General features: G+C 71.6%; 29 protein-coding genes. 12 read left to right on the forward strand and 17 right to left on the reverse strand.

Annotated features, from left to right (window positions below; genetic code table 11):
* Nucleotides 1–22: 22 nt before the first annotated feature.
* Both ACQPWW_RS03855 and ACQPWW_RS03860 read right to left on the reverse strand, forming a co-directional pair.
* Nucleotides 23–814 (reverse strand): enoyl-CoA hydratase-related protein, encoded by a 792-nt coding sequence (locus ACQPWW_RS03855; protein ID WP_433129192.1) that lies wholly within the window; start codon nt 812–814, stop codon nt 23–25.
* A 4-nt stretch (nt 815–818) separates the two neighbouring features.
* Nucleotides 819–1,637 carry a PaaX family transcriptional regulator gene (locus ACQPWW_RS03860; protein WP_433129194.1) on the reverse strand — a complete coding sequence of 273 codons (819 nt, stop codon included), beginning with the start codon at nt 1,635–1,637 and terminating at the stop codon, nt 819–821.
* Nucleotides 1,638–1,827: 190 nt separating this feature from the next.
* On the opposite strand from ACQPWW_RS03860, the gene ACQPWW_RS03865 reads away from it, so the two are divergent.
* Entirely contained in the window at nt 1,828–1,995 is a 168-nt protein-coding gene (locus ACQPWW_RS03865; RefSeq protein ID WP_007455245.1) for a DUF3117 domain-containing protein, read from the forward strand.
* A gap of 146 nt (nt 1,996–2,141) precedes the next feature.
* Nucleotides 2,142–3,617: a leucyl aminopeptidase family protein gene (locus tag ACQPWW_RS03870; RefSeq protein ID WP_433129196.1), complete on the forward strand. Its 1,476-nt coding sequence runs from the start codon at nt 2,142–2,144 to the stop codon at nt 3,615–3,617.
* 7 nt (nt 3,618–3,624) lie between these two features.
* On the opposite strand, the gene ACQPWW_RS03875 is transcribed toward ACQPWW_RS03870, so the two are convergent.
* Nucleotides 3,625–4,194 (reverse strand): O-methyltransferase, encoded by a 570-nt coding sequence (locus ACQPWW_RS03875; RefSeq protein WP_433134121.1) that lies wholly within the window; start codon nt 4,192–4,194, stop codon nt 3,625–3,627.
* A gap of 299 nt (nt 4,195–4,493) precedes the next feature.
* Here ACQPWW_RS03875 and ACQPWW_RS03880 point away from each other — a divergent pair, with 299 nt between their 5' ends.
* Both ACQPWW_RS03880 and ACQPWW_RS03885 read left to right on the forward strand, forming a co-directional pair.
* A complete protein-coding gene (locus tag ACQPWW_RS03880; protein WP_433134123.1) occupies nt 4,494–5,978 on the forward strand; it encodes a trypsin-like peptidase domain-containing protein in 1,485 nt (494 codons plus the stop codon).
* A gap of 76 nt (nt 5,979–6,054) precedes the next feature.
* Nucleotides 6,055–6,477, forward strand: coding sequence for a preprotein translocase subunit TatB (locus ACQPWW_RS03885; RefSeq protein ID WP_355027134.1), 423 nt, complete (start codon nt 6,055–6,057; stop codon nt 6,475–6,477).
* A 250-nt stretch (nt 6,478–6,727) separates the two neighbouring features.
* Here the strand turns inward: ACQPWW_RS03885 and ACQPWW_RS03890 are convergent, their stop codons facing one another.
* The 3 genes from ACQPWW_RS03890 to ACQPWW_RS03900 form a co-directional block, all read right to left on the reverse strand.
* Nucleotides 6,728–7,876 (reverse strand): Mrp/NBP35 family ATP-binding protein, encoded by a 1,149-nt coding sequence (locus ACQPWW_RS03890; protein WP_433129198.1) that lies wholly within the window; start codon nt 7,874–7,876, stop codon nt 6,728–6,730.
* 76 nt (nt 7,877–7,952) lie between these two features.
* Nucleotides 7,953–8,603, reverse strand: coding sequence for a DUF1003 domain-containing protein (locus tag ACQPWW_RS03895; RefSeq protein WP_433129200.1), 651 nt, complete (start codon nt 8,601–8,603; stop codon nt 7,953–7,955).
* Nucleotides 8,596–9,882 (reverse strand): magnesium transporter MgtE N-terminal domain-containing protein, encoded by a 1,287-nt coding sequence (locus ACQPWW_RS03900; protein WP_433129202.1) that lies wholly within the window; start codon nt 9,880–9,882, stop codon nt 8,596–8,598. Before ACQPWW_RS03900 ends, ACQPWW_RS03895 begins: the two co-directional genes overlap by 8 nt.
* A 33-nt stretch (nt 9,883–9,915) precedes the next feature.
* Between ACQPWW_RS03900 and ACQPWW_RS03905 the strand changes: the two genes are divergently transcribed.
* Nucleotides 9,916–10,785, forward strand: coding sequence for a PhzF family phenazine biosynthesis protein (locus ACQPWW_RS03905; protein WP_433129204.1), 870 nt, complete (start codon nt 9,916–9,918; stop codon nt 10,783–10,785).
* 12 nt (nt 10,786–10,797) lie between these two features.
* Nucleotides 10,798–11,328 (forward strand): hypothetical protein, encoded by a 531-nt coding sequence (locus ACQPWW_RS03910; protein WP_433129206.1) that lies wholly within the window; start codon nt 10,798–10,800, stop codon nt 11,326–11,328.
* A gap of 8 nt (nt 11,329–11,336) precedes the next feature.
* On the opposite strand, the gene ACQPWW_RS03915 is transcribed toward ACQPWW_RS03910, so the two are convergent.
* Nucleotides 11,337–12,050, reverse strand: a complete 714-nt coding sequence (locus tag ACQPWW_RS03915) for an HAD family hydrolase (protein ID WP_433129208.1) — start codon at nt 12,048–12,050, stop codon at nt 11,337–11,339.
* 107 nt (nt 12,051–12,157) lie between these two features.
* On the opposite strand from ACQPWW_RS03915, the gene ACQPWW_RS03920 reads away from it, so the two are divergent.
* Entirely contained in the window at nt 12,158–13,117 is a 960-nt protein-coding gene (locus tag ACQPWW_RS03920; RefSeq protein ID WP_433129210.1) for a DMT family transporter, read from the forward strand.
* Between the two features lie 6 nt (nt 13,118–13,123).
* Here the strand turns inward: ACQPWW_RS03920 and ACQPWW_RS03925 are convergent, their stop codons facing one another.
* From ACQPWW_RS03925 to ACQPWW_RS03935, 3 genes are all read right to left on the reverse strand, one after another.
* Nucleotides 13,124–13,768, reverse strand: a complete 645-nt coding sequence (locus tag ACQPWW_RS03925) for a hypothetical protein (protein WP_433129212.1) — start codon at nt 13,766–13,768, stop codon at nt 13,124–13,126.
* Nucleotides 13,769–13,989: 221 nt separating this feature from the next.
* The gene (locus ACQPWW_RS03930; protein ID WP_433129213.1) at nt 13,990–14,265 is read right to left on the reverse strand and encodes a hypothetical protein; all 276 of its coding nucleotides are present in this window, start codon (nt 14,263–14,265) and stop codon (nt 13,990–13,992) included.
* Nucleotides 14,266–14,275: 10 nt separating this feature from the next.
* Nucleotides 14,276–15,100: an SDR family NAD(P)-dependent oxidoreductase gene (locus ACQPWW_RS03935; protein ID WP_433134126.1), complete on the reverse strand. Its 825-nt coding sequence runs from the start codon at nt 15,098–15,100 to the stop codon at nt 14,276–14,278.
* A 126-nt stretch (nt 15,101–15,226) separates the two neighbouring features.
* On the opposite strand from ACQPWW_RS03935, the gene ACQPWW_RS03940 reads away from it, so the two are divergent.
* On the forward strand, nt 15,227–16,183 hold the full coding sequence (locus ACQPWW_RS03940) for an HpcH/HpaI aldolase/citrate lyase family protein (RefSeq protein WP_433129214.1): 957 nt from the start codon (nt 15,227–15,229) through the stop codon (nt 16,181–16,183).
* Nucleotides 16,184–16,259: 76 nt separating this feature from the next.
* Here ACQPWW_RS03940 and ACQPWW_RS03945 read toward each other — a convergent pair whose 3' ends face one another.
* A complete protein-coding gene (locus ACQPWW_RS03945; RefSeq protein ID WP_433129215.1) occupies nt 16,260–16,784 on the reverse strand; it encodes a DUF4190 domain-containing protein in 525 nt (174 codons plus the stop codon).
* A gap of 118 nt (nt 16,785–16,902) precedes the next feature.
* Here ACQPWW_RS03945 and ACQPWW_RS03950 point away from each other — a divergent pair, with 118 nt between their 5' ends.
* Nucleotides 16,903–17,808, forward strand: a complete 906-nt coding sequence (locus ACQPWW_RS03950; RefSeq protein WP_433129217.1) for an SDR family NAD(P)-dependent oxidoreductase — start codon at nt 16,903–16,905, stop codon at nt 17,806–17,808.
* A gap of 10 nt (nt 17,809–17,818) precedes the next feature.
* Here ACQPWW_RS03950 and ACQPWW_RS03955 read toward each other — a convergent pair whose 3' ends face one another.
* On the reverse strand, nt 17,819–18,358 hold the full coding sequence (locus ACQPWW_RS03955; protein ID WP_433129220.1) for a DUF4190 domain-containing protein: 540 nt from the start codon (nt 18,356–18,358) through the stop codon (nt 17,819–17,821).
* Between the two features lie 178 nt (nt 18,359–18,536).
* Here ACQPWW_RS03955 and ACQPWW_RS03960 point away from each other — a divergent pair, with 178 nt between their 5' ends.
* On the forward strand, nt 18,537–19,733 hold the full coding sequence (locus ACQPWW_RS03960) for an acyl-CoA dehydrogenase family protein (protein ID WP_433129223.1): 1,197 nt from the start codon (nt 18,537–18,539) through the stop codon (nt 19,731–19,733).
* A 133-nt stretch (nt 19,734–19,866) separates the two neighbouring features.
* On the opposite strand, the gene ACQPWW_RS03965 is transcribed toward ACQPWW_RS03960, so the two are convergent.
* Both ACQPWW_RS03965 and ACQPWW_RS03970 read right to left on the reverse strand, forming a co-directional pair.
* Nucleotides 19,867–20,274 (reverse strand): CoA-binding protein, encoded by a 408-nt coding sequence (locus ACQPWW_RS03965; protein WP_433129225.1) that lies wholly within the window; start codon nt 20,272–20,274, stop codon nt 19,867–19,869.
* A gap of 48 nt (nt 20,275–20,322) precedes the next feature.
* Nucleotides 20,323–22,389, reverse strand: a complete 2,067-nt coding sequence (locus ACQPWW_RS03970) for an intein-containing Rv2578c family radical SAM protein (protein WP_433129227.1) — start codon at nt 22,387–22,389, stop codon at nt 20,323–20,325.
* 93 nt (nt 22,390–22,482) lie between these two features.
* On the opposite strand from ACQPWW_RS03970, the gene ACQPWW_RS03975 reads away from it, so the two are divergent.
* Nucleotides 22,483–22,902 carry a thiol-disulfide oxidoreductase DCC family protein gene (locus ACQPWW_RS03975; RefSeq protein ID WP_433129229.1) on the forward strand — a complete coding sequence of 140 codons (420 nt, stop codon included), beginning with the start codon at nt 22,483–22,485 and terminating at the stop codon, nt 22,900–22,902.
* On the opposite strand, the gene ACQPWW_RS03980 is transcribed toward ACQPWW_RS03975, so the two are convergent.
* The 3 genes from ACQPWW_RS03980 to trxA all read right to left on the reverse strand — a co-directional run bounded on the left by ACQPWW_RS03980 (nt 22,866) and on the right by trxA (nt 24,775).
* Nucleotides 22,866–23,843 carry an MFS transporter permease gene (locus tag ACQPWW_RS03980; protein ID WP_433129231.1) on the reverse strand — a complete coding sequence of 326 codons (978 nt, stop codon included), beginning with the start codon at nt 23,841–23,843 and terminating at the stop codon, nt 22,866–22,868. The two genes, ACQPWW_RS03975 and ACQPWW_RS03980, sit on opposite strands and share 37 nt — an antisense overlap.
* Nucleotides 23,840–24,280 (reverse strand): hypothetical protein, encoded by a 441-nt coding sequence (locus ACQPWW_RS03985; RefSeq protein ID WP_433129233.1) that lies wholly within the window; start codon nt 24,278–24,280, stop codon nt 23,840–23,842. Before ACQPWW_RS03985 ends, ACQPWW_RS03980 begins: the two co-directional genes overlap by 4 nt.
* Nucleotides 24,281–24,412: 132 nt before the next feature.
* The gene (trxA, locus tag ACQPWW_RS03990) at nt 24,413–24,775 is read right to left on the reverse strand and encodes a thioredoxin (protein WP_124771302.1); all 363 of its coding nucleotides are present in this window, start codon (nt 24,773–24,775) and stop codon (nt 24,413–24,415) included.
* 547 nt (nt 24,776–25,322) lie between these two features.
* On the opposite strand from trxA, the gene ACQPWW_RS03995 reads away from it, so the two are divergent.
* Nucleotides 25,323–25,838 (forward strand): MaoC family dehydratase, encoded by a 516-nt coding sequence (locus ACQPWW_RS03995; protein WP_433129235.1) that lies wholly within the window; start codon nt 25,323–25,325, stop codon nt 25,836–25,838.
* Nucleotides 25,839–25,846: the final 8 nt, after the last annotated feature.

A 25,846-nucleotide genomic window follows, 5' to 3' on the forward strand; every position in this document is an offset into this window, starting at 1 on the left:
AAGGGCGGCGTGCGAATTGCGTTCAGCGTCCCTCGAAGACCGGTTTCTGCTTGCCGACGAAGGCGAACGTGGCCGCCCGGTGGTCGGCGGTGGCGCCGCAGATCGACTGGGCCTGCGCCTCGGCAGCGAGTGCGTCGGCCAGGGTGCCGGCGTCGGCGATGGAGAGCTGCCGCTTGATCGCCCCGTAGGCGACCGTCGGGCCGGCGGCGAGGCGGGCGGCCAGCTCCTGGGCGGTCGGCAACACCAGCTCGTCGTCGTCCATGAGGCGGTTGAGCAGGCCGATCCGGCAGGCCTCCTCGGCGCGGACGGGTTCGGCGAGCATCAGCAGCTCCACCGCCTTGGCGTGGCCGACCAGCCGGGGCAGGGTCCAGGAGGCGCCGGTGTCGGCGGCGAGGCCCACCTTGGCGAAGGCCATCAGGAAACTGGTGGACGGGCCACCGATGCGGATGTCGGCGAGGAAGGCCAACGACGCGCCAGCGCCGGCGGCCATCCCCCGGACCGCGGCGATCACCGGCTTGGGCAGGTTGGCGAGCCGGGCGGCGATCGGGTTGTAGTGCGCCCGCACCGTACCCAGGGGATCGCTCGCGGAGTTCTCCAGCGTCGACACGTGCTCGCGCAGGTCCTGACCGGCGCTGAACGACCCGCCCGCCCCGGCCAGCACGACCGCCCGGCAGGACCGGTCGGTCTCCAGCTCCGCCAGGGTGTCCCGCAGCGCCTCCTTCAGCGCCACGTCGAGCGCGTTCATCGCGTTCGCCCGGTTCAGCGTGAGGGTGACGACGGCGTCGGTCCGGTCGACAAGCAGCGGCTCGGTCACGTGTCTAACGACCCTTCTGTCGGACGAGACGGTTGCCGGCGTCGAGGCACTGTTCGACGTACCGGTCCGCGGCCGGACGCAGCCGGGCCGCGTGCCGGTCGAAGAAACTGGCCGCGGCGGTGCCGGGCCAGCGTTCGGGAAGCAGCGCCGGGGGCAGCTGCGGATCCCGGAAGAGGAACGTACGCCACGCGTGCACCAGCCGGAACCGGGTCGCGTACGCCTCCTCGTCGCTGCTGCGCACTGTGACAGCGGAGAGCAGTGGGCGTTGGTCCGCGACGAACTGCTCGTAGGCGCGGCCGATCTCGGTCAGGTTCCATGCTCGCCGCACCACACCCATCGCGCCGGGGGTGCCCGAGAAGTGTGCGGCGGTGAACCGTTCGAACCGGATGCCGGCCTCGGCCAGGATCAGGTCGACGTCCTCGGCGGGACGGGTGGCGACCCAGGTCTGCTCGTCGAGCGTGCCGTAGCCGAGGAAGCTCAGGTTGGCGGCGAGCCGCTGCCGGTCGCGTCGGGAGCCCGGGGCCTCCAACACCAGCAGATCGAACCGGCCGTCCCAGGTGACCCGGCCGGTCCGGTAGATCCGGGACGCCGCCTCGTCGAGTCGCCGGGCGGCTTTCGGTGTGATCGAATATCCCGGTCCGGAGATCAACCGGAGCGGTTCGAGCCAGCCCTGACGCACCATCCGGGACACGGCGGTGCGAACTGCTGGCGGTGCGATTCCCAGCGGCGCCAGCAGCTTGACCAGGGCAGCAACCGGCGCGCGGCCACCCCTCGGTCGGAGGTGGTCGCCGTACAGGTCGAAGAGTGCCGACCGTGCCTGCATGACCGCACATTGTGACAGGCCTTCTCAAGATAAGCTAGATGCTGTTACATCAATGCTGCTCCGGTTTGGGTCCGGCGGTGTTCATCAGGGAAAATCGTTTGTCGACACCCCCGCGACCAGTGCGGGTGGTCGTGACGAAGTGGCTGTGGGGCAACCCACCGACCCTGGTGTAGGTCTGAGGGGAGACAACATGGCGGCGATGAAGCCGCGGACGGGCGACGGTCCGCTGGAAGTCACCAAGGAGGGGCGGGGCATCGTCATGCGGGTCCCGCTGGAGGGTGGTGGCCGGCTCGTCGTCGAGATGACTCCCGACGAGGCCAACGCGCTCGGTGACGCGTTGAAGGCGGCGGCCGGCTGAGTAAGGAGTGGTCCGGGCGGCTTCCACCGCCCGGAGCGTTCTTCGACCCTGAGCCACCGGTACCACCGGTGGCTCAGGGTCTTCATCACTGCGGGCAGGCCGGCTGAGGTCCGCTCCGCGACACTTTCCTGGAGGTACGGTTCCGCGTGCTCGCCATCCGTCTGATCGCCGAGCCCGACCGGCTCGACGTCCTCGTCCTGCCTGTCCGTCCCGCTGATCCGGCGACGGGCGGTGCCGCCTCGGCCGAGCCCGTGTCGACCGCCGTGGCCCCGCCGGACGACACGGCCGACGAGGCAGCCGCGCTGGTGTCGGCGGCCCGACTGAACGGCCGAGCCGGCGAGATCCACACCCAGTTGCGCCCCGGACGCACCCCTGGCCGGCTCCTGCTGCTCGGCATCGGCGACGGTGGCGAGGCGGCCTGGCGGACGGCCGGCGCGGCCCTGGCCCGCTCCACCACGGGTGAGACGCATATCACCATCGCGTTGCCGGCCGAGCTGACTCCGGCGGCGGTGCGCGGGCTGACCGAGGGGCTGCTGCTCGCCTCGTACCGGTACCGGCTGACCGAGGCCGGCGACGCGCCGACGCTCGACGGCGTCGACCTGCTGCTCGCCGACCCGGCCACGTACGAGGCCACCCTCACCACGGCCCGGACCACCGCGGCGATGACCCATCTCGCCCGTGACCTGACCAACACCCCGTCCTCGGTGAAGACCCCGCAGTGGTTCGTCGACCAGGTGGCGTCCGCCGCAGCCGACCTGCCGGACCTGCGACTGCGGGTGCGCGGCCCGGCCGAGTTGGCCGCCGAGGGCTTCGGCGGGATCCTCGCCGTGGGCGGTGGCTCGGCCAGTGGCCCCCGGCTGGTCGAGCTGGACTGGCACCCCGCCGACGCGCGTACCCACGTGGTACTTGTCGGCAAGGGCATCACCTTCGATACCGGCGGCATCTCGATCAAGCCGGTGCCGGCGATGAAACTGATGCGCAAGGACATGGCCGGCGCTGCCGCGGTCGTCGCCGCCACCCTCGGCGCCGCCACCCTGCGGCTGCCGGTCCGGATCACCGCGCTCGCCCCGCTCGCCGAGAACATGGTCAGCGGCTCGGCGTTCCGTCCCGGCGACGTCATCCGGCACTACGGCGGCACGACAAGCGAGACCACCAACTCCGACGCCGAGGGCCGACTGGTCCTCGCCGACGCCCTGGCGTACGCGGTGCGGCACCTCAACCCGGACCTGCTGCTCGACCTGGCCACCCTCACCGGCGCCAACGCCGTGGCGCTGGGCAAGCGCACCGCCGCCCTCTACAGCGAGAACGACCAACTGGCCGCTGACGTGCTGGCCGCGACCGAGGCCGCCGGTGAGTCGGCCTGGCGGCTGCCGCTGCACAACGACTACGCCGAATACCTGGGCAGCGACATCGCCGATCTCTACAGCGCGCCGACACAGGGCGCCGGCTCGGTGCTGGCCGCGCTCTACCTGCGCGAGTTCACCGGCGAGCTACGGGACCGCTGGCTGCACCTGGACATGTCGGCCCCGTCCTGGGCGGACGGCGACCAGGACGAGGTCAGCCGCGGCGCCACCGGCTGGGGCGTCCGGTGGTTGCTGCGCTGGCTGGCCAGCGTCGACTGAGCCCGGGTCAGCACTTCACCGCGGCGAGCACCCCGTGCCCGACCGGAAGCAGCGCGGGGATCCAGTGCTCCGACTCCCGGACCGCTTTGATCGTCTCGCGGACCGTCACCGTCTCCGCGTCCCGGGCGGCCGGGTCACCGATCCGGCCGCTGGCCAACACGCCGTTCAGCGCGAGCACGCCGCCCGGGCGCAACAACCGCAGTGCGGCTTCCACGCAGGCGTGGAAGCCGGTCGCCTCCGCGTCCACGAAGACCAGGTCGTACGCGCCGTCGGCGAGCCGGGGCAGCACGTCGAGCGCCCGGCCGGTGATGATCCGCGTACGGCCGGCCGCGAAGCCCGCCTCGGCGAAGATCCGCCGCGCGATCCGCTGATGCTCCACCTCCACGTCGATGGTGGTGAGCACACCGTCGGCGCGCATGCCGCGCAGCAGCCAGACCCCGCTCACCCCGGTGCCGGTGCCGATCTCCACCACCGCGCGGGCGTTGCCGGCGGCGGCCAGCAGCCGCAACGCCGCTCCCGCGCCGGGGGTGACAGCGTCGAGGCCCACCTCCCGGGCCAGGCTGCGGGCGGTGCGCAGGACGAGATCCTCGGTGACGTAGGACTCGGCGAACTGCTGAGCCTGAGCAGTCGAACTGCCGGTACCGGCGACCGTGGCGATGGGGCACCTCCGGGGGCGGTGCGTGGTGCGGGGGCGGGTTGGCACTGTGAGCGTAGAGGCGACCGCCAGGGGGCGCAGCCGCGCCTCCGCCTGACGCGATCACCGGGGCAACCGCTGACTCCACCGCGTGCATCCGTGCAATCCTGGAAGCGGTATCCCGTCAGCCGCGACCAGACCGGCCAGTGGCCGGGCGACGCGGCGCGGGATCCGGGGACCGACTGGGAGGCACCGACGTGACCGACGGCTGGGACTGGCGCCGGGGCGGTGAGACTCCGGCTCCGGCGCGACCGCCCGGGGCAGAGGCCCCGCCGGTGGCATCGCCAACCACGCCGGGGGCCGGCAGCACGCCTGCTGTCGTGCCGCCGGGCAGCACGCCCGTCGTGCCGCCGGCCGGCGTACCGACATCCGGGTACCCGCCGGTGCCGCCCGTGGCCGGCGTGCCGCCCGTGGGGCCGTCGCCGAGCTGGCCGGCACCGGTCGCGGGCGGGCCCGGCCCGGCCGGTGCGTCGCCCTGGTGGTCGGACGCGCTCGCCGATCCCTGGCGGGACCCGGCGGCGCCGACCGCGGTGGTGGTGCCGGGGGTGGTGGCGGCCGGCTCCGAGCCCGAGCCGGTCACCGATCCGGACGCGCCGGGGCGGCCGACGCTACGCCAGCTGTTGCTCATTCCCGTGATCACCGCGCTGCTGGCCGGCACCCTCGGTGGGGCGCTCGGCTACGCGTTCGCGGTCCGTGGTGGGGCTGGCGGGGTGGTGCTCGGCGGTGCGCCGGCGGAGGCGCCGGCGCTGGCCCAGCGCAAGCCGGAGTCGCTTGCCGGTGTCGCCGAACGTGTCCTGCCCAGCGTGGTCACCGTCCGGGTGAGCAGCCTCGGTGGGACCAGTGAGGGCTCCGGCTTCATCGCCACCGCCGACGGCCATGTGATCACCAACGACCACGTGGTGGCCGGTGGCAGCGGCAAGGCCTCGGTGGTCTTCAACGACGGCAGCACCGCGCCCGCGACGATCGTCGGTCAGGATCCGGAGTCGGACATCGCGGTGATCAAGGTGAGTCGGAGCGGGCTGCGGCCCGTGGAGTTCGGTGACTCCGACGCCCTGGCCGTCGGTGACCCGGTGCTCGCCATCGGCTCGCCACTGTCGCTTGCCAACACTGTCACCGCCGGCATCGTGAGCGCCCTGGACCGGACGATGCAGGCCGGCGAGCCGGGTGGCCCGATCCGCTACTACGCGGCCATCCAGACCGACGCGGCCGTCAACCACGGCAACTCGGGCGGGCCGTTGGTCGACGGCGCCGGACGGGTGGTCGGGGTGAACTCGACAATCAAGTCACTTGTCGCCGAGGGGCAGGAGGCGGGCAACATCGGGCTCGCCTTCGCCATCCCGATCAACCAGGCCAAGCGGGTGACCCAGGACATCATCGGCACCGGCAAGGCCCGCCGTACGGTGATCGGCGCCCGGGCGGACGGCCCGACCGGGGTCGTCGGGGGTGGCCTGCGGCTGGCGGAGGTGGAGCCGTCCGGGCCGGCGGACAGCGCCGGGCTGAAGGCCGGCGACGTCATCCTCAAGATCAACGGGCGGCCGATGACCGAACCGACCGACCTGACCGCGTTGGTCCGCAAGTTCGCGCCGGGCTCGGTGGTGTCGGTCGAGTTTCGACGGGGCTCCGCCCGGCAGAACACCTCGGTAACTCTCGCCGCGGACGCGAAGTGAACACGGCTCACCCCTTGCCCGAACGCCGTCCGACGTGCGTAGTCTTGCTGCTGACGCGGAGAGGAGGCCAGCGGGGATGTTCGAGAACCTGAACTGGTGGGAGATCGGGGCGCTGCTGCTCCTGGCGCTGCTGATCTTCGGTGATCGGCTGCCCGCAGTCATCAACGACGGTCTGCGGCTGGTGCGCAACCTGCGCAACATGGCCCGCAACGCCACCGGCGACCTGAGCCGCGAGCTGGGCACCGACATCCAGCTGGAGGACCTGCACCCGAAGGCCTTCATCCGCAAGCACCTCCTCAGCGAGGAGGACGAGGCGGCGATCCGCAAGCCGTTGCAGGGCGTCTACGACAACCTGCGCGCGGACGTCGGCGGCGTACACGACGACCTGAAGGACGTGGCCAGTGCCGCGGACCTGCGGTCGAACGGGACCCGGCCCGGCACGGCCACCAGCAGCACCGTCACCCCGGCGCCCCGCGCCAGCTACGACGACGCCACCTGAGCGCCGCGCACTTTTGATCAACTCGGTTTTCAGGAAGTCGGCCGGTTAGCCGGCGATGATTGCCCCGACTTCCTGAAAATCGAGTTGATTTTGCCGGCCAGCCACGGCGAGCAGGCGATCGAGCCCGCCATGCGGTGATCGTGCGGCGTGCCTGCGCCCCCTGCGGTGGCCCAGCCCGTCCAGCGGCGGTCGCGCCCAGCCCGTCCAGCGGTGGCCGCGCCCAGCCCGTCCAGCGGTGGCCCGGTGGGGGTCAGCGGCCGGCGGGCTTGAGGCCGAGCGGCTTGCCGAGCAGCGACTCACGGCGCAGCGCGAGCCGGTCGGCGACCGCGCCGAGGGCCTGCGCGGCCGGGGACTCCGGCTCGGCCAGCACGATCGGGTTGCCCGCGTCACCGGCCTCGCGGACCCGGGTGTCCAGCGGGATCTGACCGAGCAGCGGCACCTGGGCGCCGATGGTCCGGCTCAGCGACTCGGCGACGGCAGTGCCACCCCCGGCCCCGAAGATCTCCATCCGGGAGCCGTCCGGCAGCTCCAGCCAGGACATGTTCTCGATGACGCCGACCACCCGCTGGTGGGTCTGCAGCGCGATCGCGCCGGCCCGCTCGGCCACCTCGGCGGCGGCGGTCTGCGGGGTGGTGACGATCAGGATCTCCGAGTTGGGGAGCAACTGGGCCAGCGAGATGGCCACGTCACCCGTGCCCGGCGGAAGGTCGAGCAGGAGCACGTCCAGGTCGCCCCAGTAGACGTCGGCCAGGAACTGCTGCAACGCCCGGTGCAGCATCGGGCCGCGCCACACCACTGCGGCGTTGCCGGAGGTGAACATGCCGATGGAGATCACCTTCACGCCGTGCGACTGCGGCGGCATGATCATGTCCTCGACGCGGGTGGGCCGGGCCTCCGTGCCGAGCATCCGGGGCACCGAGTGGCCGTAGATGTCCGCGTCGACCACGCCGACGGAGAGCCCGCGGGCGGCGAGCGCCGCCGCCAGGTTGACAGTCACGCTGGACTTGCCGACGCCACCCTTGCCGCTGGCCACCGCGTACACCCGGGTGCGTGAGCCGGGCTGGGCGAACGGGATGACGGGCTCCTCGGTGGCGCCTCCGCCACGCAGCTGCGACTGCAACGACTGCCGCTGATCGGGGGTCATCACACCGAAGTCGATCTCCACACCGGTCACGCCGGGCACCGCGGCGACCGCTGTGGTGATGTCCGTGCGCAGCTTGTCCTTGAGCGGGCAGCCGGCGACGGTGAGCAGCAGCTCGACGCGTACGACGCCGTTTTCAGCGATCGTGGCGGAGCGGACCATGCCCAGCTCGGTGATGGGCCGGCGGATCTCCGGGTCGTTGACGGTGGCCAGGGCGGCCTGGATCGCGTCCTCGACGGTGCTCACGGGTGCTGACATGCCCGCAATGCTACGTCGCGGGGCATCCGCTGCCGCTGCTGCCCGGGGCGGTGTGAGCCAATCGATGACTCACGGATCAGCTGTCCGGCAGGCGCGGCCCGGTGCCGTCCGGCCGGGCGTCCCGGGTGAAGTCGCCGTCCAGGTCGTCGCGGGGCTCGTCCAGGCCGACACCGTCGGTCGGCCGCTGGCCCCGCTTCTCCTGCCGGTTCTCCTTGTCCTGCTGGCGGCGCTCCAACCGTTGCCGGCGCTGCCCCGCCTCGTCCAACTCCTCGGCCAGCCGGGCCAGTTCGGAGCGGAGGAAGTCGCGGGTGGCCACCTCACCCAGCGCGATCCGCAGTGCCGCGATCTCCCGGGCCAGGTACTCGGTGTCCGCCTTCTGCGCGGTGGCGCGCCGCCGGTCCTCCTCCAGGGCCACCCGGTCCCGGTCGGCCTGCCGGTTCTGGGCCAGCAGGATCAGCGGCGCCGCGTAGCTGGCCTGCAACGACAGCACCAGGGTCAGGAACGTGAAGGTGTACGGGTCGAAGCGCAGGTCCGCCGGGGCCAACGTGTTCCAGACGAACCAGATCGTGATCACCACCGTCATCACGACGATGAAGTTCGCGGTGCCCATGCCCCGGGCGATGCCCTCCGACCAACGGCCGAACGCCTCCGCGTCGAACCGGGGCAGCTTGACGCCTCGGGGCTCGCGCGGCTGGTCGAGCCGTTCGGTCCGCCGCTGCTCAGCCATCCGCGCCGTCCATCGCCGCGTCGGTGGTGCCCGGGGCGGCCAGGGCGTCGCGGTCCCGCCAGTCCCGGGGTAGCGAGTGGTCCAGCACGTCGTCCACCGTCACGGCGCCGACCAGCCGGTTGTTCCGGTCGATCACCGGCATGGCGACCAGGTCGTAGGTGGCCATCCGACGGGTGATCTCCGGCAGCGGGGTGGTCGGGCGCAGCGGGTCGATGTCGTTGACCACCACCTTGCCCAGCAGGTCGGCAGGGGGTTCGCGGAGCAGCGCCTGGAAGTGCACCATGCCCAGGTACCGGCCGGTCGGGGTGTTCTGCGGCGCCCGGGTCACGAAGACCTGCGCGGCGACGGCGGGGGAGAGCTGCGGCTCCCGGATCCGGGCCAGCGCCTCGGCGACTGTGGCGTCCGGCGGGAGGATGACCGGCTCCGAGGTCATCACACTGCCCGCCGTTCCGGGCGTGTACTTCAGGAGCTGACGCACCGGGTCGGCCTCGTCCGGCTCCATCAGGTCCAGCAGCACGTCCTGCTCCGGTGGGGGCAGCTCGTTGAGCAGGTCGGCGGCGTCGTCCGGGTCCATCTCCTCCAGCACGTCCGCGGCCCGTTCCCGGTCCAGCGCGGCGAGGATCTCCACCTGGTCGTGCTCCGGCAGCTCGCTGAGCACGTCGGCCAGCCGCTCGTCGTCAAGCGCGGCAGCGACCTCGTTGCGCCGTGCGTCGGGCAGGTCCTGGAGCGCGTTGGCCAGGTCGGCGGGGCGCATGTCCTCCAGGACGGCGAGCAGGTTCGCCGTACCCCGGTTGTCGGCGATGCCGCTGAGCCCGCGCACCCGGTCCCACTCGACCTGGTGCAGGTGGCCGCGGCGGGAGAGCCGCCCGGTCTGCTCGCGGACGGCGACGCGGGTCAGCGACCACTCGCCGCCCCGGGCGCACTCCATCGCGACGTCCACGACCGCGCCGGGCTGGCCGCCCGGGTCGAGTTGCACCCGCCGGTCGAGGAGCTCCTGGAGGACCAGCAGCTCGTTCGGGCGCTTCTCGAAGCGGCGCAGGTTGAGGGTGCCGGAGCCGAGCACGACGGCGTCCGCGTCGATGGAGGTGATCCGGTTGATGGACAGGAAGATCCGGCGGCGCATCGGCATCTCGGCGACGAGGCCCACCACCTCCGGGGGTCGCTTGGTCGCCCGCAGCCGGGCCACGGCGTCGCGAACCCGGCCCACCTGATCGCCGTTCGGGTCGAAGACGGCGACTCCGGCGAGGCGGGCGATGTAGACCCGGGTCGGCGTGCTCACGGGCACCAGCCTAAGCGCCTAGTGTTTATCAACATGTCGACAGTGGCCTACGAGATCGTGGACGTCTTCACCGACCGCCCCTTCGCCGGCAACCCGCTGGCCGTGGTGTTCGGCGCGGAGGCGCTGGCCACCGAGCAGATGCAGGCGCTCGCGTTGGAGTTCAACCTCTCCGAGACGGTGTTCGTGCTGCCGCCGACCCAGGTCGGCGCCACCTACCGGGCCAGGATCTTCACCCCGGTCGAGGAGTTGCCGTTCGCCGGACACCCGAGCGTCGGCGCGGCGGTCACCGCGAGCCGGCGGGGAATGTTCGGTGTGGGGCAGGTCACCCAGGAGTGTGAGGCCGGGGTGCTGCCGATCGAGGTGACCGCGACCGGGGCGACGCTGACCGGTGGCACGCCGACCCTCGGGCCGGAGTTGGACCCGGAGCCGTTGCTGGAGATCGCCGGGTTGACCGCGGACGACCACGTCGGGCCGGCTCCCCGCGTCGCGGGCTGCGGGCTGGAGTTCCCGTACCTGCCGGTGCGGCCGGAGTCGGTGGCCCGTGCGCGGGTGAACGCGGCGGCGGCGCAGCGGTACGGGGTGTCGCACGTCAGCGTCTTCTCCTGGGACGCCGCCGCGCAAACCGCGCACGCCCGGGTGTTCGTGCCGGGGATGGGCGTCCCGGAGGACCCGGCGACCGGCTCGGCGGCGCTCGGCCTCGGTGTCTGGCTGGTGGCGACCGGGCTGCTGCCCGGCGCGGGGCTGTCCCGGTACGCGGTGCGTCAGGGTGTGGAGATGAACCGCCCGTCCGCCCTGGCCTGCACGGTCACCGCGGCGAACGGGGTGGCGGTCGGGGCGACGGTCGCCGGTCAGGTGATGCCGGTGGCCCGGGGCGAGATCACCGTCCCGCCGTTCGTGGGTTGAGCGGAGGCGTCGATGCGGGAGGATGCGGGTGTGACGGACGAGGACGCCCCCGGGGGCACACCGCTTGTCGACGAGGCGATGAAGAAGGCCGCCGTGGCCTGGGTCAGCGTGTCCGGCGGACCGGCGCTCGCGCTCTGGTGCGCCCCGCTGGAGGGCGCGCTGCTTGTGGTCTCCGGGCCGGGCGAGCAGGCCGCGCCGGGTCTGGCCGACGCGACCGAGGCGCAGGTCAGCCTGCGCGGCGATCACGGTGGTCGGATCGTCACCTGGCCGGCCCGGGTGAGCCGGGTGCGGCCGGGCACCGAGGCGTGGGACACCGCAGCCCCGCTGGTGGCGGCGAAGCGTCTCAACGCGCCGGGTCCGACCGCCGACCTGGTGGCCCGCTGGGCCGCCGACGGGTGCGCGGTGAACCGGCTGGCCCCGGCCGGTACGCCGCTGGCCGGCGCGGACCTGCCCGCCGACGCGCAGGCCGAGCCACCCCGGGCCACCCCGGCGGTCCGGGCCACCCGCAAACCGTTCCGCCTGCACCGGGTCCGCCGCCGCTGATCAGTTGTTTAGCCGGCCCGCCCGCCGACGCCCGCGATCTCGACGTCGACGAGGGTGAGCACCTCACCCAGCGCGCCGAGCGTGGGGCCCCGCCAGTCCAGGTCGGCGTTGAACACCATGTGGGTGGCCAGGTCCGGCGCGGCCAGTCGGACGGCTGTCATCCCGGCCCGCTCGGCGCCGGTCAACTCCTGGCTGCCGCCGTCACCGACGTAGAGGCAGTCGCTCGGCGCGAGCCCGAGCCGTTGGCAGGCGGTCAGGTAGAGCGCCGGATCCGGCTTGCACCGCCCGACCTGCACCGAGAAGACCCGCACGTCGAGCAGCGGGGCGACCGCGAGCTGCGGCAGGAAGGCCGGCAGTTCGTGCGTACAGTCGCTGATCACGCCGGTGCGCAGGCCGCGCTGGCGCAGGGCCGCCAGCACCGGCACCGCGTCGGCCCGCAGCCAGGTGTCCGCGCGGACCGCCCGGTGCCGGGACGCCACCGCCGCCCGCACCGCCTGGTCACTGGGGTGTACGCCGACCTGGGCGCACACCCAGCGCAGGGTCGCCTCCGCGTTGCCGAGCCGGCCGGTCGCCCGCTCGTAGTAGGTGCGGTTCAGCACCTCGGTCAGCGCATCGGTGTGGCAGCCGAGCAGCTCGGCGGTGCCGAGGTGCGCGACACCGCGCTGCACCGGACGGGTCAGGGTGCCGAAGAAGTCGAACAGCACCGCCTGGTAGCTGGGCATGGGGGGAACGCCTCCGGGCGGTCGAGGGTCGCCGGCGCGGAACCGCGTGATCGTAACGGAGTGATGACCCTCCGTGCTGACCGTCATACGTGTGAGGATTACGTCCCGTGCCCCCACCTTTATCCCGGCCGACACCGGATTTACTGACCACCGGCGCGGTCGGGCTGGCCGTGGTCGCCGTGTCGTCGTCCGCGCCGCTGATCGCGTACGCGGCCGCCCCCGCGCTGGCCATCGCGTTCTGGCGCAACCTGCTCGCGGTGGCGGTGCTGAGCCCCTTCGCGCTGGCCCGGCGCCGGGCCGAGTTCCGCCGGCTGACAGTGGGGGCGGGGCGGCGGGAGGGCCTGTTCTGCGTCCTGTCCGGGGTCGCGCTCGCCGGGCACTTCGCCACCTGGGTGCCGAGCGCCCAGCTCACCTCCGTCGCCACGTCCACCGCCCTGGTCGCCACGCAGCCGGTCTGGCAGGGGCTGATCGCGCGTGCCCAGGGGCGTCGGCTGCCCCGGGTGGTGTGGATCGGCATCGCGGTGGCGGTCGGCGGCGCGGCGGTCGCCACCGGGGTGGACGTGGGAGTCTCCGGTCGGGCCGTCCTCGGCGATGTGCTGGCGTTGGTCGGGGCCATGTTCGCCGCCGTCTACACCGCCTTCGGCGAACGGGCCCGGACCAGCATCAGCACCACCACCTACACCACCATCTGCTACGGGATCTGCGCGCTGATCCTGCTGGCCCTGTGCCTGGTCGGCGGCGTACGGCTGACCGGGTTCGACGGGCGCACCTGGCTGGCCATCCTGGCCCTGGTGGCCGGCGCCCAGTTGCTCGGGCACTCGATGTTCAACTACGCCCTGCAGAAGATCTCGGCGACCACGGTGAGCGTGCTGATCCTGCTGGAGGCCCCCGGCGCGGCCCTGCTCGGCTGGGCCTGGCTGGGTCAGCTGCCCCGCCCGTACGCGCTGGTCGGGATGGCGCTGCTGTTGGTCGGGGTGGCGGTGGTGGTGCTGGGCGGTGGTCGGGCCGCTCGCCGTACGCCGCCGCCCACCGCGTTGCCGGCCGACGCCGCTCCGCTGGACGGCTGACGGCTCTCACAGGTACGGCGCGAAGTGCTCCGCCACCAGATCGGTCAACCGGTCGCCGTCGAGGCTGCCGTCGACCCGAATCACCCGTACGCCCAGTCGCTCGGCCTGCGCCACTGCGTCCGCGGCCACCAGTTCGTCCCGCGCCCACCGGTTGCGCAGTGCCCGTTCCGGGTCGCTGACCCCGGCGGCGACAGCGCGCGCCCGTGGCAGTCGGGCGATCTGGTGGGTGCGGAACTCGGCGGTGGGCACCAGCACCGCCATCTGTTCCAACGAGTCGACGACCGGTGCGACCAACTCCGCCCGCAGCCCCCACCCTTCGGCCACGACTCGGCGGCCGGGCACCAGCGCACTCAGGTCGTCCAACACCCAAGCGAAGCGGCGAGGGAAGGCGGCCAGCGTGTCGGCCGCCATCCGCGCCGGCTCGCTGCCGAGCCAGATGGTCTCCGCATCGGGCCCGGAGGGGTGCTTTCCCCGCCGGACCCGATCGGCGATCCGTCGATCGTCGTGGCCGCGGGCATCGTGCCGGTCATAGAGGTACGCGGTCAGCCCGTGTCGCAGAGCCAGGTTCACGGCGACTGTCGACTTGCCGGCCCATTGCCCGCCGCCGATCCAGAGGGCCCGGCGCGCGGTGGCGGTCGCATCGAAATCCATGCCTAGATGGTGGTTGCCGACCACCCCAAGATCAAGTCTTGTTCTCGCCCGCCGCCCCGTGATGAAGTGAGGGGAGACGCAGGTCTGCACCTTAGCGGCGCGTGCTGCTGAAGCAATCTTGGACAGTTTCCGTTAACAGCTAACGGAAACTGTCCAAGATTGCGGGGGAATCCGCAGCTCGCCCTGGTAGGGGTCTGCCGCTGGGCGACCACTGCCGAAGGTCAGGCCTCGTTCACCTCGATGACCCGGGTGGTCGGGGCGGACCCGCCGAGCGCGCTCCGCAGAGCCGCCCGGTCCGGGTCGACGAGGAACGACTCGTACCCGGCGCGGGTGTCGAACCGGATCACGTGCACCTCGGTCCGCCCGTCGGTGCCACGCAGCCGCCGGTCCAGGTGGCCGCCGTGTCGCCCGAGCAGGGTCAGTACCGCGTCCTCGTAGCGCTGTCCGGCCGCGTCGGCCCCCACGGCGAACTCGACTATCGCGACAAGTGTCAACACGTCGGCCGCGCTAGCCGTCGAGCCCGACGGCCTTGGCGCTCGCCGCCCAGAGCCGGGCGGCGAGCTGCGGATCGGCCGCCTTCCGGAGGGGCCGGCGCGGCCGACGGTCAACGTAGTAGCCGCCGTTTATCAGCCGGGAGCGCTCCTGGTTCGCCAGCCACACCAGGGCCTCGGCGGCCTTCTCCGGACCGCGGAACGGCAAGAAGCGCATGCCGAACGCGACGAGCCTGCTGTCGTTGCCGAACCGGGTGCGCACCACCCCGGGGTGGAAGCTGTACGCGGGAATGTCCGGCCAGCGCCGCGCCGCCTCGGCGGTGAACAGGATGTTCGCCTGCTTGCTGGTGCCGTACGCGCCCAACGGGCGGTAGCCGCGCAGCGGGGCGTTCAGGTCGTCCGGGTCGAGCGCGCCGAAGCGGTGTGCGCCGGAGGCGGTCACCACGATCCGGCCCAGCCGGTCGGCGAGCAGGTTGGTCAGCAGGAACGGGGCCAGGTGGTTGGCCTGGATCGACATCTCGAAGCCGTCGACGGTGCTCAGGGGTTGCAACGCGATAGCGCCGGCGTTGTTGGCGAGCACGTCGATCCGGTCGTACGCGGCCCGGAGCTGCTCGGCCAGTCGGCGCACGTCGTCGAGGATCGCGAAGTCGGCCCGGAACAACTCCGGACGCTCGCCGGAGGTCTCCCGGACCCGTTCGGCTGCTGCCTGGAGGCGGGCCGGGTCCCGTCCGACAAGCGCCACCCGGTCACCCCGGCAGGCCAGCTGCACGGCGGCGGCCAGGCCGATGCCGGAGCTGGCCCCGGTCACCACCACCAGTCGACGCCCAGTGAGATCTTCCACAGGTCCATTCACCCCGGTCATGGCGCGAGGTTACCGTGGCGTCACAACGCCCTTTGGGATCGTTAAGTTTTCCCGCGGAGTCAGGTGGCGTCGGCATGCCCGCCGGACGCTGGAAGGAGCGCATCCATGGCCGCAGTCGGTCGTCCCCGCCGGTCGTGCCTCGCCGTGCCGGGTTCCAGTGTCAAGATGCTCGGCAAGGCGCAGGGACTGCCGGCCGACCAGGTCTTCCTGGACCTGGAGGACGCCGTCGCCCCACTGGCCAAGCCGGACGCGCGCAAGAACATCGTGGCCGCGCTCAACGAGGGCGACTGGGCCGGCAAGACCCGGGTCGTGCGGGTCAACGACCTGACCACCCCGTGGACCTACCGGGACGTCATCGAGGTCGTCGAGGGCACCGGCGCGAACCTGGACTGCGTCATGCTGCCGAAGGTGCAGACCGCCGAACAGGTGCACTGGCTGGACCTGCTGCTCACCCAGATCGAGAAGACGCTCGGCCTGGAGGTCGGCCGGATCGGCATCGAGGCGCAGATCGAGAACGCCGCCGGTCTGGTCAACGTGGACGCGATCGCCGGCGCCTCGCCGCGCGTGGAGACCATCATTTTCGGCCCGGCCGACTTCATGGCGTCGATCAACATGAGGTCGATGGTGGTCGGCGGCCTGATCCCGGACTATCCGGGCGACCCGTACCACTACATCCTGATGCGGATCCTGATGGCCGCCCGGATGCACGACAAGCAGGCCATCGACGGCCCCTTCCTGCAGATCCGGGACGTCGACGGGTTCCGCGCGGTGGCCAAGCGCTCGGCGGCGCTGGGCTTCGACGGCAAGTGGGTGCTGCACCCGGGTCAGATCGACGCCGCCAACGAGGTCTACCAGCCGGCGCAGACCGACTACGACCACGCCGAGTTGATCCTGGACGCGTACGAGCACTACACCTCGGAGGCCGGCGGCAAGCTCGGCGCGGTGATGCTCGGCGACGAGATGATCGACGAGGCGTCCCGCAAGATGGCGCTCGTGATCGCCGCAAAGGGCCGGGCCGCCGGGATGAGCCGTACCTCGTCGTTCACCCCACCGGCCGGGTGACCGGTCGGGCCGCAACGACCGCCGCCAGCTGTCGTTCCGGCCCGACGACCGGCGGTACGCCGATCCCGCCCGCTGGTCAGTAGCTGCTGCCGCTGTTCCCGCCCGTGGTGACCGCGTAGATGATCGCGACGGCGTAGAAGGCGACAAGCAGCCCGAGCAGACCGGTGAGGATCCAGCCGATGATGATGGCGGCCTTCGCCATCCCCGCCCCGCCCTCGCCGGTACGCAGGATCTGCTTCTGCGCCACGTGCCCGAGGATCGCGCCGACCGGCGCGGTGATGCAGGACGCGAAGCCGACAAGCGCGAGCACCAGCGCCGCGATCGCCATCCCGTTGGTCTTCTGCGGTGGCTGGTAGCCATAGCCGGGGTACTGCGGCGGGTAGCCGGGCGGCGGGTAGCCGGGCGCGGCGTAACCGGGCATCGGCTGGCCCACCGGCGGTTGCCCCCCGGCGTACGGGTCGACCGGCGCGTACGGGTCGGCGGGGCCGGGCTGGGCGGGCACCGGATGGCCGGCCACGAGGGTCGGGTCCGGCGCGGGGCTCGACGGCTGGGCCGGCCACGTCGGATCGGACCAGTTGCCGGGCGGCGGGGGATTGGTCATGCGAACTCTCTCCGTCAGGTCGGGTGGGCTGTCAGGGTAGCCAGCACAGCCCAAACCCGACGCCCCCACTACCGGGTGCCGCGTTGCCCGGACCGGTCCCAACGGGCAGGATCCTGGCATGGCATTCGACGCGCGCGCCGCGGACCGTTCCGGCAGCCGACCGAGACGGGACGTCAGCCGCCCGGGTGGGGCCCGGCGTGCCCGCGCGGCCACGCCGGCGGGCAGCCCCGGCCCGGACGAGCCGGTCGCGCTCGCCGACCCGGTGACCATGCGCCTCGACGGGCGGGTCGCTCTGGTGACCGGGGCGGGCAGCCCGGACGGCATCGGGTACGCCACCGCCCGGCGGCTCACCGACCTGGGCGCGCGGGTGGCAATCGTGTCCACCACCCGGCGCATCCACGAGCGGGCCGGTGAGCTGGGGGTGACCGGCTTCGTCGCGGACCTGACCGACGAGTCCGAGGTCGGCGCGCTGGCCGACGCGGTCGCCGAGCAGTTGGGCGATGTCGAGGTGCTTGTCAACAACGCCGGCCTCGCCAGTCGGGCCAGCCAGGGGGTGCTGCGGCCGGTCGCGCAGCTGACCTACGACGAGTGGCGCGGTGAGATCGACCGCAACCTGTCCACCGCGTTCCTGTGCAGTCGGGCGTTCATCGGTGGGATGGCCGAGCGGGGCTGGGGCCGGATCGTCAACCTGGCGGCCACCGCCGGTCCGGTCAACGCCCTGCCCACCGAGGCCGCGTACGCCGCGGCGAAGGCCGGGGTCGTCGGGCTGACCCGGGCGCTGGCCATGGAGATGATCGCGGACGGGGTGACCGTCAACGCGGTGGCGCCCGGCACCATCTACACCGCGGCGTCCACGGTGGCCGAGATCAAGCTGGGGCTGGGCACGCCGGTCGGGCGACCTGGCACTCCGGACGAGGTCGCCGCCGCGATCAGCTTCCTCTGTTCGCCGGCCGCCTCGTACATCACGGGTCAGATGCTTGTGGTGGACGGCGGCAACAGCGTCCGCGAGGCCCGGTTCCGCTGACCGCGGCGGGTCAGTAGCCGCCGCTGTCGCCGTTGTTGGCGAAGGCCACGAGCGCCAGCCAGCCACAGCAGGCCAGCACGGTGAGCCCGGTGAACACGTACCCGAGGATCAGCCCCCACGTGGCGAGCTGGTCGCCTTCCTCGCCGCTGGTGCGGATCTGCCGCTTCGCCACGTGACCGAGCACGACGCCGGCCGGCGGGAAGACGAAGGCGAAGACCAGCGACAGGATCGCCAGCACGTTGGTGCCCCGACCTGGCCCGGACGGCGGCGGGCCGTACTGGGCGTAGGGACCCTGCGGGGGGTACGGCGGCTGCTGACTCCAGTGCCCCGACTGGTGCGGCCCCTGCTGCCCGTACGACGATGGTTCGTCCGCTGGCGGTCCGTACGGTGAGCGTTCCGCCGGCAGTTCGTACGCGGGCTGGTCCGGCTGTGGCGCGTACGGCGACTGGCCGGCCGGCGGCGGCGCGTACGGCGACTGGTCCCGGGGCGGCTCGTACGGTGACGGCGGTTGCTCGTCTGCTGGTGGTCCCGACGGCGGCGGGTGGCTCACGCGCTGTCCTCCTCCTGCCGGTGCCGGAAAAGTCCCTCTTGCCGGACGCTACCCGTAGCGGTGAACCTTTTCACAGCGGTTGTGTGGACTGGTCACCTTGGCCTCGTCGGCCCGGGAGGCCGATACTGACCCAGCGTTCAGTTACCCACGAGTAGTGCGCGGATCCCCGGAGGCTGAGATGGCCCGACTCGCCCAGACGCCCGGCCTGACCGACGTGCAGACGTCGATCCTGGAGACCGTCCGGGAGTTCGCCGACAAGGAGATCATCCCGCACGCGCAGCGGCTCGAGCACGCCGACGAGTACCCCACGGACATCCTCGACGGCATGCGCGAGATGGGGCTGTTCGGCCTCACCATCGATGAGGAATTCGGTGGGCTCGGCGAGTCCCTGCTCACCTACGCGCTGGTGGTGGAGCAGCTGTCCCGGGGCTGGATGTCGATCTCCGGCATCGTCAACACCCACTTCATCGTGGCGTACCTGATCTCCCAGCACGGCTCCGCCGAGCAGAAGGCCCGTCTGTTGCCGAAGATGGCCACCGGCGAGGTGCGCGGCGCGTTCTCCATGTCCGAGCCCGAGACCGGCTCCGACGTCTCCGCGATCACGTCCCGGGCCGTCCGCGACGGCGACAACTACGTGCTCAACGGGCAGAAGATGTGGCTGACCAACGGGGCGTACTCCTCGGTGGTGGCCACCCTGGTCAAGACCGACACCGGCGCCGAGTCGGTGTACGGCAACATGAGCACCTTCCTGCTGGAGAAGGAGCCGGGCTTCGGCGAGACCGCCCCCGGCCTCACCATCCCCGGCAAGATCGAAAAGATGGGCTACAAGGGCGTCGAGACCACCGAGATGGTGCTCGACGGGGTGACAGTGCCCGACTCGACCATCCTCGGCGGCGCCGACCAGGTGGGCCGGGGCTTCTACCAGATGATGGACGGCATCGAGGTGGGCCGGGTCAACGTGGCCGCCCGCGCCTGCGGCATCTCCATCCGCGCCTTCGAGCTGGCGGTCAGCTACGCCCAGCAGCGCAAGACGTTCGGTCAGCCGCTCGCCAAGCACCAGGCGATCGCCTTCAAGCTCGCCGAGATGGGCACGAAGATCGAGGCCGCGCACGCCCTCATGGTCAACGCCGCCCGCCTCAAGGACGCCGGCCAACGCAACGACGTCGAGGCCGGGATGGCCAAGCTGCTCGCCTCCGAATACTGCGCCGAGGTCGTCCAGGAGGCGTTCCGCATCCACGGCGGCTACGGCTACTCCAAGGAGTACGAGATCGAGCGGCTGATGCGGGAGGCCCCGTTCCTGCTCATCGGCGAGGGCACCTCGGAGATCCAGAAGACCATCATCTCCCGCGGCCTGCTCAAGGAGTACAAGCTCTGACCTGGCCGCGTCGGTCGAGAGGGTGGTGGCTCTCCGGATCGAGCGTTGGCGGAGATGGCGCCGCGCGAGACCAGCAGAGGTGATACCAGCTCGTTCCCGGAGCTGCCGCAGGGCGTGGGATGGAGTGGTGTGGTCAGGGGACGCGGGTGAGGCCGGCGGCGGCGCGTTCGACGATGAGACACCGGTCTTCGACGTAGTCCATGCCCGCCTCCTCGGCGATGCGCCGCGCCTCGTCCGAGACGATGCCCAGTTGCAGCCAGACCGCCGGGGCGCCGATCGCCGCCGCGTCCCGGACCACCTGCACGGCGTCGGCCGCCGGCCGGAACACGTCCACCAGGTCGACCGGGTGCGGGATGTCGGCCAGCGACCTGTACGCCGGTTCCCCGAACAGTTCGTCGACTGTCGGGTTGACCGGGATGATGCGCCAGCCGTGCTGCTGCATCTGCAACGGCACGGCGTGCGCGGCCTTCAACGGGTCGCGGGACGCGCCCACGACGGCGATCACGGCGGAGTCGGCAAGGATCTGCGAAGCGGTACGCACCCGCCGACTGTAGCTCCGCCCGGCTCGACCGCCCTTGTGAACCAGGCCCTAGAGCAGGGTGAGCTGTTCGCTGGCGGGCGGTGCGGGCGGCTCGGGCAGGTTGCGGTTGTCGCCCCGCTCGCCGCGGTGCAGCCCGTGCCGGCGGGCCGCGATCCGCACCCGGGCGGTCAACTCCCGCTGGTACGCCTGCGGCGCGTACGCACCGGCCCGGTAGAGCTCGCGATAGCGGGGCACGAGGTGCGGGTGCTCCCGGGCGAGCCAGTGCGCGTACCACTCCCGAGCGCCGGAGCGCAGGTGCAGAGGCAGGGCGGTCACGCTTGTCGCGCCGGCTGCGGCGATCGCCGACACGGTGGCGTCGATCGACTCGTCGCTGTCACTGAGGCCAGGCAGGATCGGGGCCATCAGCACCCCGACGGAGAAGCCGGCGTCGGCGAGCGCCCGGACGGCGTCCAGCCGGCGACGTGGATGCGGCGTGCCCGGCTCGACGGATCGCCAGAGCTGCTCGTCGACGAACCCCACCGAGAAGGAGATGCCCACCGTGGTGACCTCGGCTGCCTGACGCAGCAGCGGCAGGTCACGCAGGATCAGCGTGCCCTTGGTGAGGATCGAGAACGGGTTGGCGAAGTCCCGCAGGGCCGTGATGATCTGCGGCATCAGCCGGTAGCGGCCCTCGGCCCGCTGGTAGCAGTCGACGTTGCTGCCCATCGCCACGTGCGCGCCCCGCCACCTCGGCGCGGCCAACTCGCGTCGGACCACCTCACCGGCGTTGACCTTGACGATCACCTTCCGGTCGAAGTCCGCACCGGCATCGAGATCGAGGTAGGTGTGCGTGTTGCGGGCGAAGCAGTTGTGGCTGACCACTCCGTTGGCGATGAAGTCGCCGGTGCCGGTGGTGATGTCCCAGAGCGGTAGCTCCAGACCGAGTGCTTCGATGCCGACGACCCGGAGGGCGCCCTGATGCTTCAGCGCACCACCCTCGATCGACCGCTTCCGAGTGATGGCAGGGTCGGTCAGGTGAAAGAGCCGGAGCCGGGCGGCGAGGCCCCCGGTCAGCCTGATCTCCCGCACACGGTTGGGTAGGCCGCGGTCTTCGCGCACGCAGGCAAACTCGAAATGGCGCAGTGCTGCCGTCGTCTGGTCGAGGATGGCGTCGTCGCTGTTGCTGATGCGCAGGACGCCTCTGCTGCAACTGCCCTCGGCGTCGAAGATGCCCGCCAGGAAGCCGAGCCGCCAGTCGTCGCTGGGCTCGACCGGCCAGCGGATGAGGTCAGCGATCGTCTCGATGTCGCGCTGCTTCGAGGTGCGGATGGCGGTCATCGCACGCCGCGTGGTGCTGGCCCGCGTGAAGGTGAAACGCTGCGTCTCGATCCCTTCCAGCGCGAGGTAGCGTTCGCTGCGGCTCAATGCCTCGTCATCGGCCAATGCCAGCCGGAACCGGTGCACCGTCCCGTACGAGTACGAGAACGTTCCCAGGTGCGCATCTCCGCGGATCATCCCGCAGAGGTAGCCCCGGCGGTAGTTCGGTGACTCCTTGGGCCCGACGGCGAAACGACCGGTGCCGATCAGGCGGTTGTTGGTGGTCAGGTAGGGGCGTCGAGCGCTGCCGTGCATGGCCCCGGTGACGTACTTCCAGCCACGTTCCGAGAGGAACCGGTGGTCCCCGCTGGCGATGAGGGTCGTGCCGTCCTCCAGGCTGACCCGGTAGGCCGGCTTCACCGTGGACCACTTGTCGAGGACGGTGGTGATCACGTATCGGCGGTAGGCGCCCTGTCGCTCGGTCCCGTAGATGCGGTCGCCCGGCTCCAGTTCGCTGATCGGCTTCGTGCGACCGTCCGCCATCAGGATCGGGGTGTCCGCGCCCACACAGTAGACACATGCATGGGAGCAGCCCCGGTAAGGATTGATCGTCCACTCGAACGGGACGCGGGACTGCCCGGGCACGCGGTTGAGGATGGACTTGGCCTGCACCTCGTAGAAGGTCATCCCGGCGAACTCGGGAGTGTCGAAGGTGCGGGCGATCGCGCCGGGCAGCGCCAGCGGCAGGGGTGGCGTCGCTGGCGCTGCCCGCTCGGGGTCTCCCTCGACCGGGGGAGCGGTGAGGTTGTCCCAGCGCATGGCCACTATTCGAACACGCGTACGAGTGGAGTGCAAGTGACCCGCCGTACACCGGTGGTCGTTCGGGTGGTCGGAGAGGGGAGGATGGACACCATGGAGACGTCGACCTTCGTCTACGACGGGGACTGCGCGTTCTGCACGAGCTGTGCGGAGTTCATCGAGCGCCGCATCCCCACCGCCGCAGGGGTGGTGCCCTGGCAGTTCGCCGACCTGGACGCGCTCGGCCTCACCGAGGCCGAGTGCGAGGAGGCCGTGCAGTGGGTCGGGGCGGACGGCGCACGTGCCGCCGGCCCGGATGCCATCGCGAAGCTGCTCGCCGCGAGCGGGCCGCTCTGGCGGGTCGCCGGTGCCGGCCTGCGGTTTCCGCCGGTCCGCGCCGCTTCCTGGCCCGTGTACCGGTGGGTGGCGCGCAACCGGCACCGACTCCCCGGTGGCACCGCGGCCTGCTCCCTGCCGCAGGAGGCCCGGGAGCGGCTCTACGGGCCGGCCGGTCGGCCGAGCGCCGGAGCCTGATCGTCGAGCGCCTGCTCCACGCGGGCTCCCACAGTGCCCTGGCCTGCCGGCACCGGCCCGGTGTCGACGTCCGCTGGGCTCGGTTGCGGAGCATCCGTCGGCGCTGACCCGGCAGGGTCCCGGCCGGCGAGCCGGCGGGCCCAGAGCACCGGGCGGACCTGCTCCAGTGGCAGGAAGCTGGTCATCGCGGCCAGGTGCGGCGCGAACGAGATGGTGATTGTCGCGATGGTGACCACGTGGAACGAGTAGAAGAAGCCGACCATGGCCAGCCGCCAGCGGGCCGGCAGCAGGAAGACCAGCGGGCTGAACAGTTCGAAGGCGACGATGCCGAACTGGGCGACGATCAGCAGGTAGGGCACCTGGGCGATGAGGTCCGCCAGGTCGGTGCCGCGCCGGATGATCGCGCGGGCCAGCACCGAGCCGGTCAGCCAGTCCAGCCCGCCGAAGCGCAGCTTGGCCCAGGCGGCCAGGAAGTACGTGCAGATGACAGCGAGTTGGGTGACGCGCAGCGCCCACCCGCCGGCCTCGGTGCGGGTGGGGTCGCCGTGTCGGGCTCGACCGGCGGTGGGCAGGACGGCCAGTGCGACGAGCAGCCCGAACCGGTCGTGGTCGACCTTTCCGTAGCTCATCGCGATGATCATCCACTCCAGGTACAGCGCGCAGACCGCCCAGCCGAGCAGCCGGGGCGCGCGCCCGGTCGCGGCGAGGAGCGCGAGCAGCAGCAGCGACCAGAAGATGACCGCCACCAGTGCCGGGGTGGGCGTCGGTAGGGGGAGCAGGCGGCCGACCAGCAGCGGCTGGTACAGCTCGCCGGGCACGCTGACCCGGGTGCGTACCCAGGGGGTGAAGATCACCAGGTCGGCGGCGACGAAGAGGTAGATCACGGTCCGGAACGCGGCGATGCGACCGCGCGGCACGGCCTCGGTCAACCAGCGGCTCATCGCGGGGCCTGCCAGCGGACCACTGTCTCGTCGGTGTGCCTGCCGGTCGGTCGGCCGGCCCGGATGCCGTGCCAGCGGATGACGATGCGGATCTCGACGAGCGCGGCGGCGTCCGGGTGGCGTTCGGCGTACGCGTCGGCGATCTCGGCGAGCAGCGCCGGGTCGGCGGCGTACCGGCTTTGCTGCCCCTCGATCTCGGCTCGGCGGATGCCTGTCGCGTCCTGGTCGAGGTCGACCACCTCGCCGGTGCTCCGCACCCCCTCGACGCGGGTGTCCGGGGCGGGTGCGTTCGGCGGGTTGGACGTGGAGTACATCCGGAACGGGCCGAACGGGAAGTCGTCGTCGCTGCCCCAGAAGGTGCCTACCAGCAGCAGGACGAGACCGAGTGCGGTCGCGCCCAACCGGGTCACTCGCCCGCGGGTGGTCAGGGTCTCCATCAGGTCGTGACGATACGGGATGTACCGGCCGCGCCGGGTCCCTCCGACGGTCAGTTGGGCCTGCCCAGGCAGGTGATCACGAGAGACGACGAAGGCCGGGCCCGCATCGGGCCCGGCCAACGGATGTACGACTCAGTGCTTGTGCTCGGCCAGCTGCTTGCGGACGTCGTCCATGTCCAGCGCCTCGACCTGCTCGATCAGGTTCTCCAGGGCGGACTCCGGAAGGGCGCCCGGCTGGGCGAAGACGATCACGCCGTCGCGGATCGCCATGATCGTCGGGATCGACCGGATGTCGAACTTCGCACCCAGCTCCTGCTGAGCCTCGGTGTCGACCTTGCCGAAGACGATGTTCTGGTGCTTCTCCGAGGAGCGCTCGTAGACCGGGGCGAACCGCTTGCACGGACCACACCAGTCGGCCCAGAAGTCGACCAGGACGATGCCGTCGTTGCCGGTCACCTCGTCGAAGTTCGTCGAGGTCAGCTCAACGGTTGCCATTGCACTCTCCGATCACCGCGGTTTGTCTACGTCCCGTAGAACCAGGGCTGACCGTATCGAATTCCCAGGCGGTCGGGCCCGAAACGCGCTCGGCCTGCCGGGGGGTGCCGAGGGTCATCGACCCACGTCTGTTCATCTCGACCTGCGGAACGCAAATGCACCCCGCACTTGCGTGACCTGCGGTAATGGGAGCGTTTCCAGGGAGATCCACCCAATCGAGCTCTACGAATCGGTAACTTGGTGCCTGACAAGGAGGTATCCGGCCTGCGGAGATCGCCGATCAACCCTCGCTTCGTCACGGAGAGTATTGTTACAAAAAGATAAATGTGACCTCGATCTCTGTTGGACCTACGCTTCCGTAGGGCAGAATTCACCGCATCAGAGCGTGGGCGGCGGGTGCCGGGGAGGGCCCCGCCGCTCATTGCGTCTCCCCCCGGATGAGTGACCGGTGTGACATTTCCGCCGCGGTCGCTCCCGGCCGGTTTCCTTAACCAGCGGTAAGGCATGCTGTGCCGAACTCCATCGCCGCCCGTCGAAGGGGACCAGGATGCAGTTCGGCCGCTACTACGAGGAGTTCGAGGTCGGCGCGGTCTACCGGCACTGGCCGGGCAAGACCGTCACCGAGTACGACGACCACCTCTTCTGCCTGCTCACGATGAACCACCACCCGCTGCACATGGACGCGCACTACGCCGCGACAGCCAGCCAGTTCAAGCGCAACGTCGTGGTCGGCAACTACATCTACTCCCTGCTGCTCGGCATGTCGGTGCCGGACGTGAGCGGGAAGGCGATCGCCAACCTCGAGGTCGAGTCGCTGCGGCACGTCGCGCCGACCTTCCACGGCGACACCATCTACGGCGAGACCACGGTGCTGGACAAGCGTGAGTCCGGCTCCAAGCCCGACCGGGGCGTGGTGTCGGTGGAGACCCGCGGCTACAACCAGGACGGCACGATGGTCTGCGTCTTCCGGCGCAAGGTCATGGTCCCCAAGCGGGAGTACGCGGCCACCGCCGTCCCCGAGGGAGTGGATCCGGAACGGCCCAGCTTCCCCGAGCCGCGCTGAGCGGCGCG

The sequence above is a fragment of the Micromonospora sp. CA-240977 genome (genome assembly GCF_050942285.1).
In the GTDB taxonomy this organism is placed as follows: domain Bacteria; phylum Actinomycetota; class Actinomycetes; order Mycobacteriales; family Micromonosporaceae; genus Micromonospora.